This window comes from Spelaeicoccus albus, assembly GCF_013409065.1.
GTDB lineage: Bacteria > Actinomycetota > Actinomycetes > Actinomycetales > Brevibacteriaceae > Spelaeicoccus > Spelaeicoccus albus.
In genome coordinates, this window is the sequence record NZ_JACBZP010000001.1 from 1,936,203 (window position 1) to 1,952,804 (window position 16,602).

Below are 16,602 nucleotides of genomic sequence, written 5' to 3' on the forward strand. Positions count from 1 at the left end.
TGCATGGCTTGGCCCTGCATCTATTGGCGTCGCAGCGCCATAGTTATCAGCGCCCGGTACCGACGGCGCACGATTGCGAGGAGAGAGACGTGAGCATGAGCGAGACCCAGGCGGCGCCGACCATTGATGACGTTGCCACGGAGGCTGGCGTCTCCCGTTCCACTGTCTCGCGTGCTCTCGGCGGGTACGGACAGGTCTCGGCCAAGGCTCGCGAGAAAGTGCTCGATGCCGCTCAGCGCCTAGACTACCGAGTGAACCAGATCGCACGATCCACCCGCACCGGACGTTCCGAAGCATTGGGACTGGTCGTCGCCGACGTGGGAGAGCGATTCTTCTCAGCGGTTGCACGAGGGGTCAGCGACGTCGCACACGCGGCAGGCTACCAAGTCATCATCGCCAACACCGACGACGACGCCGAGGTCGAATCCGAAGCATTCAAGGTTCTGCAGCAGGGGCGTGTCGACGGGCTGGTGGTCGCTCCTGCGCAGAACGGCGCCAGTGCGTCCCTTTTCACGGCACAGAGCGTCCACGTGCCGATTGTGACTATCGACCGCAGGATCGCCGATACGACAGTCGACAGCATTGTGTTCGACTCCGTTCATGCCGCGTTCGAGGCAGTCTCGCACTTGACTGTAGCCGGGCACCGCAACATCGCGATCATCACCGGTAGCAGCGCCCACTTACATCAGCCCGAGGGGTCTGAGGTCATTACCCCGGGCACCGAGCGCATCCGCGGCTACGTCGATGCGCTCAATTCCGTCGGCATCGACGTATACCCGCCCAACGTGCTTCGGAACTCGCGCGAGTTCGACGAAGTCGCCGCGGACGTCGCACAGCTCCTGTCCCATCGAAATCGTCCGACCGCGTTGTTTGCCACAGACGAACAGCATGCTCTGGGAACCTTAATGGGTGTTCAACAGGCTGGCCTCTCCGTGCCCGAGGACGTCTCGGTCGTCGCCATCGACGACCCGGAATGGGCGAGCGTAGTACGCCCGGGATTATCGGTAGTCGCCCAGCCCTCCCAGGAAGTCGGAGAGTTGGCGGCGAAACGACTGCTCGCCCGACTCTCCGGCGGAGTTACCCCTGAGAACTTCGTCATGGACTATCGGTGGATTCCACGCGGCTCCATTGCTCGGCCGCCAGGTTAATCACTAAGCTGGATCCGCGTAGAAGCTGTTCGACGCTGCAGTAGCGGCGAGATCTGATGACTTGCTCCGGATTCAGGCAGTTAGTCGGCCTGGGCGGAACGGCTCTGTGAGCGGGTCAATGCTGCCATCAATGACTTCCGCCGCGATGAGTGCGCCCATCAGGAGTCCCTGTGTCGCACCGGAGTGGCTGAAGGCGACGTAGAGGCCGCTTACGGAGTCTATTGCCCCAATGCACGGCTCACCGTCGCCCGGGATCGGTTTTTCACCCATGCCGATGTGGTCGAGCTCGAGCGAGGGATGTGCGGCAAGAACCTTGGTGGCTTCGGCTAGTAGTCGTTCAATTACCTGGTCCGCGACGTGCGTGGTGCCACCGTCATCGACAGTGATGGAGCGCTCAGACCACCCCGAATCCATGGCAAGGCCGCCGTCTACTGTCGGGCGAATCGCCACCAGCGGGGTGTTCAGCACGGTGCTCAGTCCGTGATCGAGAGGTTGAGTGAAGGCCACGAACGCGGCGGGAGAATCGTCGCTGATTGTTACGTCGATATCGCGCAGAACTCCTGGAGATTGGGGACCGGCAGCGACAACTACAGCGTCGGCAGGCAGCACGCCTCCGGCTCCGGTACGCACGGCGGTCGCTCTGCCGTTTTCGACCACAGGCACACAGCGTCCGGCGTCTTCGATGACAGTGCCGCCAAAGATCTCGAACTCGCGGCGGAGGACAGAGATGACGCTCGGTAGGTCCACCCAGCCGTCGTTGGCATTGAAGATGGCGCCCTCGGACGCAACAGCAGCGGGGTCGACAGCCGGAGCGACCTCGGAGATCGCATCGCGGGGCACCCACGCCGAAGGGTAGTCCAACGCCCGCTCGTGCCGAAAGCGTTCCTTGTGGGACAAACCAGGCTTGGCCCAAGTAAGGCCCCCGTCGAAGCGAAGAAAAGACTCCGAGCCCGGGATTCGGTTGGCAAAGTCACGCCAACGAGAGATTCCCTCGACTCGGATACGATGGTAGGCCTCGGTACGGAATCCTGCGGAGTTGAGCCACGCCAGGGACCGGCCGGACGCGCCATCGGCCAGACGGCCCTTCGTGACCCATGTGGTGGTTATACCGCGACGTGCGAGTTCAGTAGCGGAAGAAGCTCCGAAGATACCACCGCCGACGACGACGACGTGCTCAGGAATTCTCATGATCTGATCCTTTCGGGGGAGCGGTGCCAGAAGTGTTACGGCACTATGGCGTGGTGTTACGGGACAGCAACGGTGTGCAGGCGTTCGATGAGCGCGATGACTGCGACAGCGTCCTCCGGGTCGACTGGCGCGGGTCCGTCGCGAAGGATCCAGTCGGCAACTGCCTCGTAATAGCCTGCATAGTCGCCGGCCAGAGTCGGAACGGGCTCCGAGACGGCGTCGGTGCCGAGGACTCCGTAGTTCTGCGGAGCGATTTCTGCGAAGCCCACATCGCCGGGTCGCTTTCCCGACTTAAGCTGCGCCTCCTGCGGATCCAAGCCCCACGAAGTATATCCACTGGTCGGCGTCAGAACTCGATAACGCGGCCCCACCTGCGCTGCGAGCGTATTCATCCACAAGTGCGAGATCGTGCCGGTAGCGTGGCGTAACGCGACGAACGCGTCGTCCGGCGCCACTGCCCCCTTGCGCCGCGAGGCCAGTTCGATATAGGGGGCGGCAGAGACTTCGAGGGGTCCGAAAAGTTCGATCGCCTGGTCTATTAGATGGGAGCCGATATCGAAAAGGACGCCACCGCCGTTCGTCATCCGGGTCGCGGTCTTCCAGGAGTGTCTCGGGGCCGGATTATAGACCTCGAAACGCGACTCGAAACGGCTAACACCGGTCAACCGTCCGCTCTGAAGAAGCGACTTGAGTGTGAGAAAGTCGCCGTCGCGACGGCGGTTTTGAAAGACCGTCAACCGTCGGCCGGCGTCTCGGGCGGCGGCGATCAAATCGCGGCCCTCGTCGGATGTGGTGGTGAACGGCTTATCGACAATGACGTCGAGTCCGGACGCCAGAGTCTCGGTAGCCAACGTCGCGTGGGTCTCGGGCGGACTCCCCACAATAACCAAATCGAATTCACGCGCACGTGCAAAGAGTTCGTCGGCGCCGGCGATGATTTCGGTGTTGGGGTACTCATTGCGTACTTGGGCACTGCGATCAGTACTCGAGGTTACGACCGCGGCCAGCTCGAATTCCGGGCTTCGCTCGATGAACGGTGCATGAAAGTAGTGCCCGGACGTTCCAAACCCGATCACTGCAGTCCGGATACGCCGATTGTCTTCTGAGGACATGTTATTTTCCATTCTGCGCCGAAATTTGCTGACTTTTTCTACTGGGATCGATCTCATTCTAAGTCACCGAATCACGATGCCCAAGGGCGACATACCAGCCTCTTCGGATGCCAGCTCAGTATGTGGGATTGCAAGGTGAAGCCTGCGGAATGATGGTGCTTGGAGCCGAGGATGGCTTTGTTGGAAATGGTCGGCGGTGTCCGCTGGAAACCGAATTTGCCGGTATTCGGGTTGTTCGCGACCTCGACGATGCTCAAGCCGCCGGTCGGAATCGGCTCTCTGGCCGCGGGACTTGGACCCGGAACCCATTGTTAAAGGCAGCCCGATTTTCAGCAGCTGTCGAGACTTTGCACGAACGCGTTACTTCCCTGCAACCCGCGGGTTGTAGAGCGGTCACGGCAGCTTTCATCCGCATGCCCGGATAGATGCGTTTTTTCAACGAAAATGCGGAGTAAATACGGGCTTGAGCGCCACTTGAACACCCTGCCGTCAGTCGGGAATGACTGCGCCCGGGGAGGCAGAATCATCGAGCCTTTGCAGGGGGTACTCCCACATGTTTGCTGCCCAATGCCCAACTTAAACGTTGCCGGCTGCGACCTCGCAGCGAGGGATGTGACGTTGCGGTGCGTTTCGAGCTGGTCAGCACATCGACGCTTTAGCTTGCGTGATCCCCTAGCCCGTATCTGACTTTTACTCTGTCCGGATCAGGTCCTCGATGCGCGAATCCGGCGCGTCGTTCACATCCACGTTATGTAGACCCCGAATGTTGGGCGTGCTTCTATTAGCGATCCGCCACCGCCAGACCAGTCCCGGTGACTACACCCCCGGATCATGAACGACTGGGGGTAACAATCATGCCGGGACCGGTTGGCTACCTGTCCTCAATCATCGCTCAATCAAGGACCACGAAAAAGATAACGGGGCATTCCGTTTTTCGCGAGTGGCGGGCGATGCGCGGCTGTATTGAAATAATTCAGGTGAGTCGACACTTCGCTCGGGCCGAAGCTGCGCGGATGCGCGTCCAAACTTATATCTACCTATACTCGCCGATGCGACTCGAATGCAGAGCGCCGCGGCGCACCCCGTATTTACCCCGTACTTTGGTTGAAAAATGGCCCGTATTTGGCGCAAACCGATGCAACGCGCTGACCCCGCCCCATCCGCGTAATTCGGGGAGAATTGACGGTTCATGCACACAGCTTACGGCTATCGAAAAATGCTTAAACCATATCTGTTCAGTGTGGGTTCGAGTCGTGCTTAGGCAAGGCTGTGACCAACTCAGGCTATTTGATCCGCTTACGTCAGTGCTGACCGGTACTGTATCCACGACCGCCACGACTGACGTGGGTATGAAGTTGAGGAGGCACGCCATGACTCGCAGTGACCAGATTAAATCAGAGATAGGACGACTGGATGGCTCGATCGCAGCCCTGAGGAAGGAACTGGCGAGGCAGCAAAAGAAAGCCGACGACGCGGCAGCGAAGGCTCGCCATGAGCGTGACCGAGCACATAAGACGAAAAGTGATTCGACTAAACGTTCCGCAATGGCGACGGCGGAAAGGAAAGACAAGGAAGCATCCACGGGGATGAAGAAGGTTGGCGACATCAGCGTCAAAATCGCTGCGAAAGAGAAGTCGGTCAATGCTAAGCGGACCTCGCTGGCCGCGGCTGAACGGAGCGAGCAGAGAACGAAGGACCACGAGGACGATCGTCGCCGGCGGAAGGAGAAGAGCCATGCGCAGGAGATCGCCAGGTTGAGTCATCCTCCCGCGCGCGTGCGCTTCGTGGAGGTGCAACCACCGGACCCCGAACCATTGCGGGTGCTCTATCTCACGGCAAATCCACACGCCACCGAGACCACTGTAGAGCACCCGGATGGGACGGTTGAGACGAACGGCGTCTGGCTTCGGGTTGACCAGGAAGTCCGTAAGGTCAACCAGGCGCTAAAGAAGTCGAAGTTTCGGGATCTGGTGACCGTCGAGCATCTGCCCGCTGCTACGGGCCAGGACCTGATGGACGGCCTGAACGATCATCGCCCGCATGTTGTCCATTTCTCGGGTCATGCGTCTGAGCTGGGCGTCCTGCTGGAGGACGACGAAGGATCCCGGGACGGTAACGGGATGGAGTTTGCGCTTTTGGCGCGTGTCCTGGGGGCGACTGACGAGCCGCCACGCTTAGTTGTCTTGAACGCCTGTGAAAGTCTTGAAGGGGCCGGTGACCTCTTGAGGACCGTGCCGACCATCATTGGAATGTCGGAATCGATTAGCGACCTTGCTGCCATGAACTTCGCCACTCAGTTCTATGCCGCCATCGCCTCCGCACAATCAGTCGCCTCGGCGGTCGAACAAGCGAAGACGCAAATGCAGATGGCGATGCTTGAAGACTTCGATCTACCTGAAATCCGCACACGGGAGGGTGTGGACGGGCACTCCCTCGTGCTGGTCAATCCTTCTGAATGAACCTAGAGGCCAGCGCGATGGCGTACTTAACGTCGACCCCGTATTTACCCCGTACTTAAATTGAAAAGCCGGCCGCATCTGGAGCAAAACGTTGTAAAGCAGCAAACCACTCCATGCGCGCCGTTGCAAGGAAGTAGGGGGCTAACGCAAGCCGCAAACGAACGGCACAAAATGCCTGATCCAGAACAGAAGGTTGGGGGTTCGAATCCCTCCAGGGGCCCTTTCGTAACTGTCTTGAGGCCTCACAGGTACACGCCGACGGCGGCACGCAGCGGGACGACTTCCACGTCGTCGCCATCGTGGACACCGGGCAGGGCCATGCGCGCGTCGACCGAGGGTTGCCGGCTGGGACCGCGCACGGATGTTTGGACCCTGTCGGGTGCAGTCCATTGGTGGGACCAGCGTCGAGTTGCAATTCGGTGATTATCGCGACGCGCGCCATCACGCCGATACCTTGGGACACGCGCCGGCGACGTCCCCACTCGTTCTACGCGGCGTAGCCGCCGTCGATCCTTAGTACTGCGCCGGTGACGTACGAGGCCTGTGGGCTAACGAGGAAGGCCACGCCTGCGGCGATCTCCTCCGGTCTGCCGTAACGTCCCATCGCTGTTGTGGGCAGGAAAACCTGCGCGGCCGGACCGTCTGCAGGGTTCATCTCGGTGTCGATGAACCCTGGCTCGATGACGTTGACCGTGATGCCCCGATGGGCCAGGTCGCGCGCCGCGCCACGACTATAGCCCTCAAGGGCCGCCTTGGTGCCGGCGTAGTCGGTCAGTCCCGGGAAGCCAACCCGCGTCGCCACGCCCGAGGTGATGCTGACGATCCGACCCCCTTCGGGCATGAGCGGGAATGCGGCCCGGATCGCGGCGACCACGCTGGTGTAGTTCACGGCCAGCTGGCGGTCGACGGCGGAAGCGTCGTCCGACTCCGAGTCGATCGGTCCGCGGACGCTGATACCCGCGTTGTTGACGAGGACGTCCAGCCTGCCGAAGCGCTGTGCGACGCTGTTGATCAGACCGACAGCCTGCCTAGCGTCCGCCTGGTCGGCGCGGAAGGCCGCCGCGCGCACCCCCTTCGCCTCCATCTCGGCGACTATGGCCTCGGCTCGGTCGGTGGAGGAGGAGTAGCTGATTGCGACATTGGCGCCTTCCTCGGCCAGTGCCAGTGCAGTCGCTGCCCCCACGCCCCGGGACCCGCCAGTTACGATCGCCACCTTGTTGTCCAGCTTGCTCATGTGCATCCCATCACTAGGTTCGGCGTCAAGAGAGTTCTTGACCGTTCGGTCCAGAATAGAAATTCTGGACTGAACAGTCAAGAACCGCTAGTCTGGGTGCATGGCACGTCCGCGAGCGTTCGACGAGGAGTCGGTGGTCAGCGCCGTCCGGGACCAGTTCTGGGACGCGGGCTACGCCGCGACCTCGGTCGAGGACCTGATGCGCGTGAGCGGGCTGGGCAAGGGCAGTCTCTATGCGGCCTATGGCGACAAGCACCAACTCTTCCTCCGAGCCCTGCAGGACTACACCGACACCAGCCACGACTTCCTTCGTCGGGCGCTCACCGAAGCACGCCGGGCCATTGACGCGCTGCGCATGCTCCTTGAGGCACCGATCGGCGATCACGCCCGCCGCCCGGCTGACAGCGGTGTGCGACGCGGTTGCCTGCTGGCCAACAGCACCTGTGAGCTCGGCAATTCCGATGCGGACGTTCTCGCCCACGCCCGTCGCGCGTACGAGACGTCCACTGCACTAATCAGTAACTGCGTCGATCGGGCCCAACGCGAAGGCGACGTCCCTGCCGATGCGGATCCGGTCCTCCTCGCGCGTGCACTCCTGGCCGCGCAACAAGGGATCGTCTTCATGGGCCGAACCGGAATGGACACCGCTACTCTCACCGCTACCGCACGATCACTTGCGACTCAGCTCCTGCCGGACCATTCCGCGGACTAACCATTCCTACCCAGTCCGGCCCGTCGAGTGGTGGCGAATGGTGGCAAAATCGCCGATTTTGCCACCATTCGCCACCACTCCTTTACTGGTGTGTGGCTGGCCTGGTTGTTAGCTGGCAGGCTGGTAACTGGTCTCTTGTGGCGTGTCTCTCCACCACTCGGCCCCTCTGTTGAGGTGTCTTTGCGTCGACTTGACCACGATAAGAGGCCGGTGCCGGCCTGACCGTGTCGAAGGCTTGATAGAAGTATGCCCACCCCGTATGTGGGGGTGTGGCCCTTAAAGGAGATGCCTCCACACACTATTTCCAGACCGGCACCGTGACAGTCACGAACCGTGAAGGAGACGTAACCATCATGACTATCGTCGCAGACACCTACGATCATGTCATCGGCGTGGACACCCACGCCCGCACGCACACCTATGCCCTCGTCAACGCCCGCACCGGCGGCATTGAGAAAACGAAAACGTTCCCGACCCACCCGGCCGGACTAGCCCGAGCCCTGACCTGGATCAGCCAAGTCACCGGCACCGTGTTGATCGCCTGCGAGGGAACCGGCTCCTACGGGCGCCAACTGGCCCTCCTGCTGGCCGACGCCGGCCTGCAAGTGACCGAAGTGCGCCCACCAGCCAAAACCAGCCGAGTCGGTACCGGTAAGACCGACAACATCGACGCCCGCACCGCTGCCCGCGGGATTCTGGGCACCGACACCGACCAGCTCATCACACCCCGCGCGCCAGGCGCCCGCCACGCCCTGGCAGTGCTCCTCGCCGCCCGCCTACGCCTCGACGCCCACCGCACCCGGCTGAAAAACTCACTCACCGCGCTATGCCGCGACACCAACCTCGGCATCGACGCCCGCACCGGCATCACCAACGCTCAAATCACCACCATCGCCGCCTGGCGAACCCGAACCACCGACGACCTCGACACCACCACCTGCCGCGACGAAGCCCGCCGCATAGCCAAAGAAATCCACCACCTCACCGCCGAACTCGCCGCCAACCGAGAACGCCTGGCCACCATCATCACCGACACCACGCCAGCCCTCCTCGACATCAACGGCGTCGGCCCCATCAACGGCGCGAAAATCCTCAACGCCTACTCCCACCACGGCCGCATCCGCACCGAAGCCGCATTCGCCAAACTCGCCGGCACCGCCCCATTACCAGCATCCTCCGGCAACACCACCCGACACCGGCTATCACGCTACGGCGACCGGCAACTCAACTCAGCACTCCACCGCATCGCCATGACCCGACTCGCCCACGACCCCGCCACCCAGGCATACCGCGACAAACGCACCACCCACGACGCCAGCAACCGCGACATCCACCGAAGCCTCAAACGCTACATAGCCCGAGAAATCTACCGAAACCTCGAACACATCACCGCTTGACACAACCATAGAAGTGTCGACGCGGCGGTAAAGCCATTCGCCACCACTCGGCGGAAGGGTCAGCGGTGCCGGGCTACTCAAGCGCCGTATTCGCGCCCGCCGGCCGCTCGGGGCCCCTCGTCGAGGGTGATCTCCAGGCCGACGGCCGGGCCACCGTATTGACGGGACGCGCCGATGAGGAGCATCAGACGGAACAGGTGAAATTGATTGCCGTACTTGGCCGTCATGGCGCGCGCGGCCGTGCATAGTTCCGCTCTGGGCAGGACGCGTGCGCGCCCTGAGTGCCATCGTCCGAGCGGTTCGCCGTGGAACGTGGCTGCTGCAACTCCGACGCGGTCGTTGTGGCGAATGCGTCTGACTTTCCACGACCGGCCGGGTGTCACGGCGTACCATCGCCCGTTCGCCGGCGCGAACCAGATCGGCGTCGACTTGGCGGACCCGTCACGTCGGAAAGTTCGAAGTGCGAAGAAGCGATCCTTGTGCGGATCAGTTCGAAACTGCAGGCCGGCCAAGCTCCGCGTGAGCGTCCTGCGGACTATCTGACCGATGCGCACCGTTCGTGCTCCTTTCTGGCGTGTCGTCGGAGGTTGGGTCGGCAGACGGCGGGTGCGCCCCTCGCCGGTCGGACGATGCCGGCCGCGAATCGATCGGGCGGTGGTTGAGGGCGATGATCAAGACCGCCTCGAGCAGAGCGAACACCGCAAGGGTGATGAGCTCGGCCGGGTTGGTCAGTGCGAAAAGGGAGGCGCCGACAACGGTGTGTGCCAACAGGGCACTGCCGGCGACTGCGACACTGTGGTGCCGACTCCATCCCGTGCGCAACGACGAACGCCACAAAACCGCGAGTACGACGACGGCGACGGCAAGAGAGCACGATCAGGACCACGACCGGCAGCATTGCACGGGGCCGCTCAGACACCGAGACCTCCTATTTCGCCCGTTCGCGTGAGCGGGGCGGGGTTGGGACGGTAAAGCGCCGATGTTGGGTTCTGCGCACCGGCGGCGCGATAGTAGACGTTTGTCACGACGATGAGGACGGCCGAGGTGATCGCGTACATTGCAGTACTCAGGGCGGGGACGACGTCGACGGGAAGGGTATACGCCATGATCACCCGGGCGGCGGAATCGAGTAGTGTGCCGAGTCCCCAGAGTGCCGTGGAGATTTGCCACATTCGCCGAAAGCGCGGCGCGCGGTCCCAGGTGGCGTCCCAATTGGCCGGCCAGCCGAGCCGCCCTTCGAGTAGTGGGCGAGAGAACTGATAGGCCAGCGGCCGTCGCGCCCCGAGAGAGCCGAGGAACCAGATCCCCGTGACGGCGGTCAGCCAGCCTTCTTTGGCCAGTAGGAACCGGGCGCTGCCGGTCAGCAGCGACACCCCGACGCTCAACAGCATCGTGCTCATCACGAATACCGCGATACCGTCCAGCCGGTGTTGCGTCGCCACTATGACGACCGCGGTGATCCCGGAGGCGAGTGTACCCGCAAGCAGTGCGAGGTAGATGCTCGCTCCGGCGCCGCGCAGCACGTAGAACAGTGTGAGTGGAACTACCAAGTCGAATACCATTCGTGCCGCCGCGAGCAATGCGCGACCGGTGCGGCGATCCTGCTCCTGTGTCGTCGACTGGTTCACGGCAGAGTCCGGGTAGTGCCGGCGTCGAACAGTGCTACGAGCTCGCGGGCGTAGTGGGCGCAGTCCAGGTCCGGCTCCGAGTCCAGCAGGAACGGCAGCCCATCCACCGCCCGTTGCACGACGGCGGCCATGATGACCGGGTCGAACTCGCCGAACTCGCCGGCCGCCTGCCCGTCGCGCAAGATCTGCTCGACCGGGGAAATCACCTTGCGGTCGGTATCGGCGTCGTAATTCAGACCTCCCCCGAGCAAGATGGCCATCAGCGCCTTCATCTGTGTCCGATGGGAGTCGATAAAGCCCACTATTCCCTCGATATAGGCATGTAAACGCGCCGGAGCGGCGTGCCGGTCGCGCATCTGCTCGGCCATGAAGGTCCCGATCGTACTCATCACGTCATTTGCCGCGGCAGTGATCAACTCGTCCTTGCCGGCGAAATGGTACGAGATCAGCCGGGTGCTGGACAGGCCCGCACGCTTTGCGATCCGCGCGAACGACGCCCGGCCGTACCCCTCTTCAGCGATCACGGTGATAGTGGCAGCCACGATCTGCGCGCGCCGAGCACTTGCCGCGGCAGATTTATCCGCATTCGTTACTCGCACAAGTAAAAAATTACTTGGTTAAGTAAAATAACGCAACCCACTTTGTGCGATCTCGCCGTGTTGAAGTCGCCGTTGCTCGCGGCTCGGCGGCCGACCCTCAGGCCGCGGCGGATCGCGTGCGCCGCCGAGTCGGCTTGTGCAAGAACAATCGGTACACCACGATGACCATGAACAGCAGCAGCGCCACTTCGTTGAGGATGCCGCCCCACTGCCACGCCACCGTGTTGTCGACGGCGTCGCCGAGGATCAGCCGCAGCAACAAGGAAAGATGGAGAAGGGCCAACGGCACGTAAAGTACCGGGTGATACGGAAGGGGCCGACCCAGCACGGAGGGGATGATGATCGGCGCATGCGCAAAAATCATCGAGATCACAAAACCCAAGAACAACGCGTGCAGCATGGCGTCGTAGGACGCTTGGTGGGAAACGGCAGCCGTCAGGCGTCCGAAGACGATCCACAAAATTCCGGCCACGGCCATCCATGCGTAGCCGGTTAACAGTGCCGCGGCCATGTATCGGGTGAGTCCCTTGGTGCGCACGGTCCGCCGCGCGATGTCGTAGCGGCCCAGCCAGAGCGCCAGGCACAGGAGACCGATGCCGGCCAAGCGTACTCCGGCGTCTTCGGTCACCGTCGAGACGACAAGCCCCGCCGCAAAAACTGCCGCCGCGACCATGAACAGCCGCCTGCCGGTCGTCGACGTGCCCGTCAGCCTGGACAATTCGAGGCGTTCACCCGTGATCGTGAGAACCAGGAATCCGGCCATCCACGGCAGGAACTCGTAGACTTCCCATCCGCTGAGCCACAGACAGCCGGCCACTACCCAACACACGGCACCGGAGGCCAGTACGAAATTGTGCAGCGACCGCTGAATCCGATCGACTGCGACGAACACTCCGACCAGTGCCAGCCCGCCGACGGTGACGAGCATTTGCGGGACGCCGTCCGGCACTGCGAACAAGACACCGAGTCCGCCGAGCGCCGCCGCGGCAGGTCCGATGTACGCCCATCGGGCACCAAGCGCCACGGCGCGCTCCAGTGCGATGACCGTGCCGAGGAAACCGAGGATCATCATCGGCCCGTGCCCCTTGTGCAGGCTGACTCCGCCGCTCGGAAGCGGCAGCCCCAAATGCACGAGCCCCGACCACAACGCGGCCAAGAGGATGACCACGGCTCCGATCATCAACGGAGCAACCCAGCCGCCGCGCCGCCGACGGGCAGTCGTCAGACCAATGGACTGCCCCGTCACCGGATCCAGCCGAGCTCGCGTTTAGCCTGAACGCTCATCATGGAGGTATCCCACGGTGGGTCCCACACGATCTGCAAGTCGACCGAGTTGATACCCGGCGCGCCCCACAAGACGTCGTGGACGGCGTCGTCCATATAGCCGCTCAACGGGCAGCCCGGCGTCGTGAGCGTCATGCGAATCGTCGCCGCGCCGTCCGGCGACACGGACAAGCCGTATATCAGCCCCAAATTCACGATGTCGACTCCCACTTCGGGGTCGATCACCCCGCGGAGAAGATCCTGGATCATCCAGACGTCGGCGTCTCCGTGTAGCCATTCGGTTACGGACATACGATGCGTCCGATACGCACGCGCCAGGCTTCCGGACCCTCTTCGAGGTAGTCCCAGGTGAACTCGCCGGTGTGCTCGGCTTCGAACTGGTAGTAGAGCGGCTTCGGATCGTGATCATTGATCAGCACAAACGCCTCACCGTCGCCGAGGCCCTGATACGTCTCAAAAATCAGTTGATGGCGCCTGGCCGGAACCTCTGAACGGACATCGAGCTGCAAGTCTGCTGCCGGCATAGTTAGTCTCCTTCGTGCGTGAATGCCCGGACCGAGTGGTCCGAGTGCGGGGTATCGACGGGATCGGGCAGCCGAGCAAGATAATGCATGGTTCCGTTGATCTTTTCGGCAATGGCGGGATCGCTGTGTCTCATCGCCGACCACGCCCCTGCAGCAAGTCTGCTGGCTTGGTCGGCACGGCCGGCTTCGCCCAGTGCCCGCAGCGCGCGCACAAGTACTTTCGTGAGAGCGTCGGACGTCGAGCCGGCATCGTGAGTGCGCTCGACCGGGTCGGTGTGGGCCGGGTCTCGTTCCACGTGTCACCGCCTTTGTCGTTCAATACCGAATTACGCAAGGAGATTATCACCTAAATAAGGCGGTTCAATCGGGCAACGGCCGACTAATCAAATTAGTCGGCCGGCGGCGGCATCACTGATACGTAACCGACGGACGGACCGCACGTAGTCATCGGCAGCGTGGCGATCAGATACGTGATCAAGCCGAGATAACCGAGGATGGCTCCGAGCGAACAGAGGTAACCGGTAATTCTCTTGATCACCCGTGGCCGGGTCCGGCGGTCAACGGCGAGAATCATCCGCCGGGCATAACGCTCCAGCGACTTTTCTCGCTGCCGCCGCTGAGGTTTCCACCGATGATCAGCGCAGCCGATTGCGGGGATGATTCTTGGCAACTCGCTCGTTGCCGCGTTTGTAATTGCCCGTGATGCGCGCCATCAGTTCCTGCGGGTCGTCATATTCGAGGTCAGCAAGGAATTGACGTGCTGCCGCATGTCGCAGCGTTGACGCTCGTCGCCCATTGTGGGTGATGAGCACGTCATTGCCGACCACTGCGTATTCGAATCCGCGAGGTTGATGAGCCATCGTCGAATTATATGGGAGCGCACTTCCGGATCACTCGTGGTCGATCTTGTTCCAGAACTGATGGACAAGACCACTCGGCGACGTAACGGATTCGACGGCAAAACCGCTTTCGACGCCGTCCAGCCCGTCCCACAGCGAGACTCCATGCCCGATCGTGATCGGCACGATCACGAGGTGCATGAAGTCGACGAGGCCCGCCTGCAGGAATTGACGCACCATCGACGGGCCGCCGCCGATACGGACGTCGCCGCCGTCTGCGGCCTCGTAGGCACGGTCGAGAATCTCGCGCGGAGACCCGGACACGAAGTGGAAGCTTGTCCCGTTGGCGAACTCGATCGTTTCGTGCGGATAGTGGGTCATCACAAATACCGGCGTGCGGAACGGCGGTTCGTCGCCCCCACCAGCCTCGCCAATCATCGTCGGGCCAATCGCCGACCGCGGGACCGAACTTACGTCGTCCCATGATCTCGGCACCGATGCCTTGGCCCCAGGTGCTGGTGAGGGCCCGATCGATGGTGATGGCGTCGTCGACTGCATCGACCCCGTGAATCACGCGGCCGTCGTACATGCTGAATAAGCGCTCGGCGCCGCCGATTGGGGCGTCGAACGTGACGTCCGCGCCGGCGGCGTAGCCGTCGAGCGAAACGTTCAGGCTGTGGATTCTGGCGCGGGCCATGGCGACTCCTCGATGAGCGGGTGGATGACGTTCCGCTTGGTAAGACGAGCCGAGACGGGCGAACTCATCGCACGAAGAGGAAATCGATTGGACTAATCGGCAAGTGCGCCGGTAAACCACGACGTGATGGTGGTCGGGTGCGTGATGGCCGTTCCGACCACGACGGCGTGTGCGCCCGCCCTTTTGGCCGCGGCTGCCTGGGCCGGCGTGTGAATTCGACCTTCGGCAATCACCGGAACCGATAGGCTGCCCGCGATCTGCTCGATCAACTCCAGGTCGGGCCCGTCCAGTTTCGGGCGCTCGCCGGAATAGCCCGACAGCGTGGTGCCGACGCAATCCGCGCCGGCCTGCTCGGCCGCCATCGCGTCGTCCAAGCTTCCGCAATCGGCCATGATCAGCGCGTTCGTCTCCGTGCGCAGCCTGGTCAGAGTCTCGGCGAGCGTGAGCCCGTCCGGACGGCGCCGTCGTGTGCCGTCGAGCGCCACCACCTCGGCGCCGGCCTCGGCGACCGCCAGAGCGTGACGCAGGGTGGGTGTGATGAAGACGTCGTCGTTCCCGTCCTTCCACAGTCCGATCTGCGGTAAACGCACGCGCTCGTGGATGAGCGCGATATCGGCGAGCCCTTGTGCGCGAATCCCGACCGCACCACCGGCGACCGCTGCCTCGGCCACCTGCGTCATGGTCTCGGCATGCCGCATCGGTTCGCCCGGGTAGGCCTGGCACGACACGATCAGGCCGCCGCGAAGCGACTCGAAGACCGTTGTCGATTCCGTCATGAGCGAGCCCTTTCGTCGAATACGAGTTTGGCGGCGCCGATCAGTGCCGCGTTCGAGCCGAGCGTTGCGGGCCGAAGCGGGCAGTCGCGCACGATGTCCATCAATTCGTCGTCGAAGGCTGCATGCAACGGGTTCCACCAGGTCGGTCCGGCGTCGGCCATTCCGCCGGTCACTACGACGAGCGACGGATCGAGTGAGTTGACGAGGCCTGCCACGGCGCGGCCGAGTGCACCGGCGCCCGCGGCGACGGCCTCTGCAGCCGTGGCGTCGCCTTCGGCGGCGAGGCGGACGACGTCCTGGGTCGTTGACGGGTACGTGAACCGGCCGTCCGTGGGCGCGCCGGGCGCGGTCGGCGCGGTGGCCGCGCGTTCGTAGGCCTGCAGGATGGCCGGCCCCGAGGCGATGACTTCGAGATGGCCGGTGCGCCCGCAGGTGCAGGGCAGGCCCGCGGCTTCGGGGGAGGGGATGTGGCCGAAGTGGCCGGCGGCGGCGTGGGCGCCGATCGTGGGTCCGTCGCCGGTGACGTACGCGCCGCCGATTCCGGTTCCCGCAGCAATCAACAACATCGATTCGGCACCCTCGCCGGCCCCGAGCCAGGCTTCGCCGAGCGCATGCACGCGGACGTCGTTATCGCAGGCCACCGGCAGTCCGGTGGCCGCTTGCAGGTCACTGCCGAGAGCCGTGCCGGCCCAATTGCGCAATGAACTCGTTGCGGCGATGACGCGCCCGGTGACGGGGTCGATCACGCCCGCCGCGCCGATACCGATACCGGCGACCGGCTCGCGGGCATGGCCGGCGATAGCGGCAACTAGTTGGGCAGCGGCAGTGATGATTGCTGCGGGGCCGTCGTCGGCAGGGGTGGGCACCGACGCGGTCGCGCTCACGCTGCCGGACGGCGACACGAGACCTCCGGCGATTTTCGTACCGCCGAGATCCAGGCCGACTGCCAATGTCATGGGAGGACTCCGCTCGTTCTAGACATATGACGTCATATGTTTGATAATC

Annotated in this window: 18 protein-coding genes; 4 read left to right on the top strand and 14 right to left on the bottom strand. The window is 63.0% G+C overall.

The genetic code is table 11. The features are described 5' to 3' along the window. Window positions 1–95 precede the first annotated feature (95 nt). Window positions 96–1,148, top strand: a complete 1,053-nt coding sequence (locus tag BJY26_RS08900; RefSeq protein WP_179427490.1) for a LacI family DNA-binding transcriptional regulator — start codon at window positions 96–98, stop codon at window positions 1,146–1,148. Window positions 1,149–1,220: 72 nt separating this feature from the next. On the opposite strand, the gene BJY26_RS08905 is transcribed toward BJY26_RS08900, so the two are convergent. After that, a complete protein-coding gene (locus BJY26_RS08905; protein ID WP_179427492.1) occupies window positions 1,221–2,336 on the bottom strand; it encodes an NAD(P)/FAD-dependent oxidoreductase in 1,116 nt (371 codons plus the stop codon). Window positions 2,337–2,392: 56 nt separating this feature from the next. Beyond that, the gene (locus BJY26_RS08910; RefSeq protein WP_179427494.1) at window positions 2,393–3,448 is read right to left on the bottom strand and encodes a Gfo/Idh/MocA family oxidoreductase; all 1,056 of its coding nucleotides are present in this window, start codon (window positions 3,446–3,448) and stop codon (window positions 2,393–2,395) included. Window positions 3,449–4,818: 1,370 nt separating this feature from the next. On the opposite strand from BJY26_RS08910, the gene BJY26_RS08915 reads away from it, so the two are divergent. Beyond that, window positions 4,819–5,907, top strand: coding sequence for a CHAT domain-containing protein (locus tag BJY26_RS08915; protein ID WP_179427496.1), 1,089 nt, complete (start codon window positions 4,819–4,821; stop codon window positions 5,905–5,907). A 487-nt stretch (window positions 5,908–6,394) separates the two neighbouring features. On the opposite strand, the gene BJY26_RS08920 is transcribed toward BJY26_RS08915, so the two are convergent. Then, entirely contained in the window at window positions 6,395–7,141 is a 747-nt protein-coding gene (locus BJY26_RS08920; protein ID WP_179427498.1) for an SDR family NAD(P)-dependent oxidoreductase, read from the bottom strand. Window positions 7,142–7,241: 100 nt separating this feature from the next. Here BJY26_RS08920 and BJY26_RS08925 point away from each other — a divergent pair, with 100 nt between their 5' ends. Together BJY26_RS08925 and BJY26_RS08930 are read left to right on the top strand one after the other, a co-directional pair. Next, entirely contained in the window at window positions 7,242–7,853 is a 612-nt protein-coding gene (locus tag BJY26_RS08925; protein ID WP_179427500.1) for a TetR/AcrR family transcriptional regulator, read from the top strand. Window positions 7,854–8,206: 353 nt separating this feature from the next. Further along, window positions 8,207–9,250, top strand: a complete 1,044-nt coding sequence (locus tag BJY26_RS08930; RefSeq protein WP_179425479.1) for an IS110 family RNA-guided transposase — start codon at window positions 8,207–8,209, stop codon at window positions 9,248–9,250. A gap of 77 nt (window positions 9,251–9,327) precedes the next feature. Here BJY26_RS08930 and BJY26_RS08935 read toward each other — a convergent pair whose 3' ends face one another. The 11 genes from BJY26_RS08935 to BJY26_RS08985 all read right to left on the bottom strand — a co-directional run bounded on the left by BJY26_RS08935 (window position 9,328) and on the right by BJY26_RS08985 (window position 16,553). Further along, a complete protein-coding gene (locus BJY26_RS08935; protein WP_179427502.1) occupies window positions 9,328–9,804 on the bottom strand; it encodes a PPOX class F420-dependent oxidoreductase in 477 nt (158 codons plus the stop codon). Between the two features lie 357 nt (window positions 9,805–10,161). Continuing rightward, on the bottom strand, window positions 10,162–10,812 hold the full coding sequence (locus BJY26_RS08940; protein WP_280928325.1) for a VC0807 family protein: 651 nt from the start codon (window positions 10,810–10,812) through the stop codon (window positions 10,162–10,164). 62 nt (window positions 10,813–10,874) lie between these two features. Further along, window positions 10,875–11,420 carry a TetR/AcrR family transcriptional regulator gene (locus BJY26_RS08945; protein ID WP_179427506.1) on the bottom strand — a complete coding sequence of 182 codons (546 nt, stop codon included), beginning with the start codon at window positions 11,418–11,420 and terminating at the stop codon, window positions 10,875–10,877. 154 nt (window positions 11,421–11,574) lie between these two features. After that, entirely contained in the window at window positions 11,575–12,723 is a 1,149-nt protein-coding gene (locus tag BJY26_RS08950) for a hypothetical protein (protein ID WP_179427508.1), read from the bottom strand. Continuing rightward, window positions 12,720–13,052 carry a metal-sulfur cluster assembly factor gene (locus BJY26_RS08955; protein ID WP_179427510.1) on the bottom strand — a complete coding sequence of 111 codons (333 nt, stop codon included), beginning with the start codon at window positions 13,050–13,052 and terminating at the stop codon, window positions 12,720–12,722. The genes BJY26_RS08950 and BJY26_RS08955 overlap by 4 nt, the downstream gene beginning before the upstream one ends. Continuing rightward, on the bottom strand, window positions 13,043–13,285 hold the full coding sequence (locus tag BJY26_RS08960) for a DUF2249 domain-containing protein (protein ID WP_179427512.1): 243 nt from the start codon (window positions 13,283–13,285) through the stop codon (window positions 13,043–13,045). The genes BJY26_RS08955 and BJY26_RS08960 overlap by 10 nt, the downstream gene beginning before the upstream one ends. A 2-nt stretch (window positions 13,286–13,287) precedes the next feature. Then, a complete protein-coding gene (locus BJY26_RS08965; RefSeq protein ID WP_179427514.1) occupies window positions 13,288–13,581 on the bottom strand; it encodes a hypothetical protein in 294 nt (97 codons plus the stop codon). A gap of 339 nt (window positions 13,582–13,920) precedes the next feature. Further along, a complete protein-coding gene (locus BJY26_RS08970; protein WP_179427516.1) occupies window positions 13,921–14,145 on the bottom strand; it encodes a hypothetical protein in 225 nt (74 codons plus the stop codon). A 30-nt stretch (window positions 14,146–14,175) separates the two neighbouring features. Continuing rightward, window positions 14,176–14,562: a dihydrofolate reductase family protein gene (locus BJY26_RS19550; protein ID WP_308191267.1), complete on the bottom strand. Its 387-nt coding sequence runs from the start codon at window positions 14,560–14,562 to the stop codon at window positions 14,176–14,178. Window positions 14,563–14,913: 351 nt separating this feature from the next. After that, window positions 14,914–15,597 carry an N-acetylmannosamine-6-phosphate 2-epimerase gene (locus BJY26_RS08980; RefSeq protein WP_179427518.1) on the bottom strand — a complete coding sequence of 228 codons (684 nt, stop codon included), beginning with the start codon at window positions 15,595–15,597 and terminating at the stop codon, window positions 14,914–14,916. Further along, window positions 15,594–16,553 (bottom strand): ROK family protein, encoded by a 960-nt coding sequence (locus BJY26_RS08985; protein WP_179427520.1) that lies wholly within the window; start codon window positions 16,551–16,553, stop codon window positions 15,594–15,596. Before BJY26_RS08985 ends, BJY26_RS08980 begins: the two co-directional genes overlap by 4 nt. Between the last annotated feature and the right edge of the window lie 49 nt (window positions 16,554–16,602).

Excerpts from the sequence above, each read along its gene's own strand:
- BJY26_RS08910 (WP_179427494.1), bottom strand. The coding sequence starts at position 3,448 with ATGTCCTCAGAAGACAATCGGCGTATCCGGACTGCAGTGATCGGGTTT.
- BJY26_RS08900 (WP_179427490.1), top strand. The coding sequence starts at position 96 with ATGAGCGAGACCCAGGCGGCGCCGACCATTGATGACGTTGCCACGGAG.
- BJY26_RS08940 (WP_280928325.1), bottom strand. The coding sequence starts at position 10,812 with ATGGTATTCGACTTGGTAGTTCCACTCACACTGTTCTACGTGCTGCGC.
- BJY26_RS08985 (WP_179427520.1), bottom strand. The coding sequence starts at position 16,553 with ATGACATTGGCAGTCGGCCTGGATCTCGGCGGTACGAAAATCGCCGGA.
- BJY26_RS08955 (WP_179427510.1), bottom strand. The coding sequence starts at position 13,052 with ATGTCCGTAACCGAATGGCTACACGGAGACGCCGACGTCTGGATGATC.
- BJY26_RS08960 (WP_179427512.1), bottom strand. The coding sequence starts at position 13,285 with ATGCCGGCAGCAGACTTGCAGCTCGATGTCCGTTCAGAGGTTCCGGCC.
- BJY26_RS08905 (WP_179427492.1), bottom strand. The coding sequence starts at position 2,336 with ATGAGAATTCCTGAGCACGTCGTCGTCGTCGGCGGTGGTATCTTCGGA.
- BJY26_RS08970 (WP_179427516.1), bottom strand. The coding sequence starts at position 14,145 with ATGGCTCATCAACCTCGCGGATTCGAATACGCAGTGGTCGGCAATGAC.
- BJY26_RS08980 (WP_179427518.1), bottom strand. The coding sequence starts at position 15,597 with ATGACGGAATCGACAACGGTCTTCGAGTCGCTTCGCGGCGGCCTGATC.
- BJY26_RS19550 (WP_308191267.1), bottom strand. The coding sequence starts at position 14,562 with ATGATTGGCGAGGCTGGTGGGGGCGACGAACCGCCGTTCCGCACGCCG.
- BJY26_RS08920 (WP_179427498.1), bottom strand. The coding sequence starts at position 7,141 with ATGAGCAAGCTGGACAACAAGGTGGCGATCGTAACTGGCGGGTCCCGG.
- BJY26_RS08915 (WP_179427496.1), top strand. The coding sequence starts at position 4,819 with ATGACTCGCAGTGACCAGATTAAATCAGAGATAGGACGACTGGATGGC.
- BJY26_RS08925 (WP_179427500.1), top strand. The coding sequence starts at position 7,242 with ATGGCACGTCCGCGAGCGTTCGACGAGGAGTCGGTGGTCAGCGCCGTC.
- BJY26_RS08930 (WP_179425479.1), top strand. The coding sequence starts at position 8,207 with ATGACTATCGTCGCAGACACCTACGATCATGTCATCGGCGTGGACACC.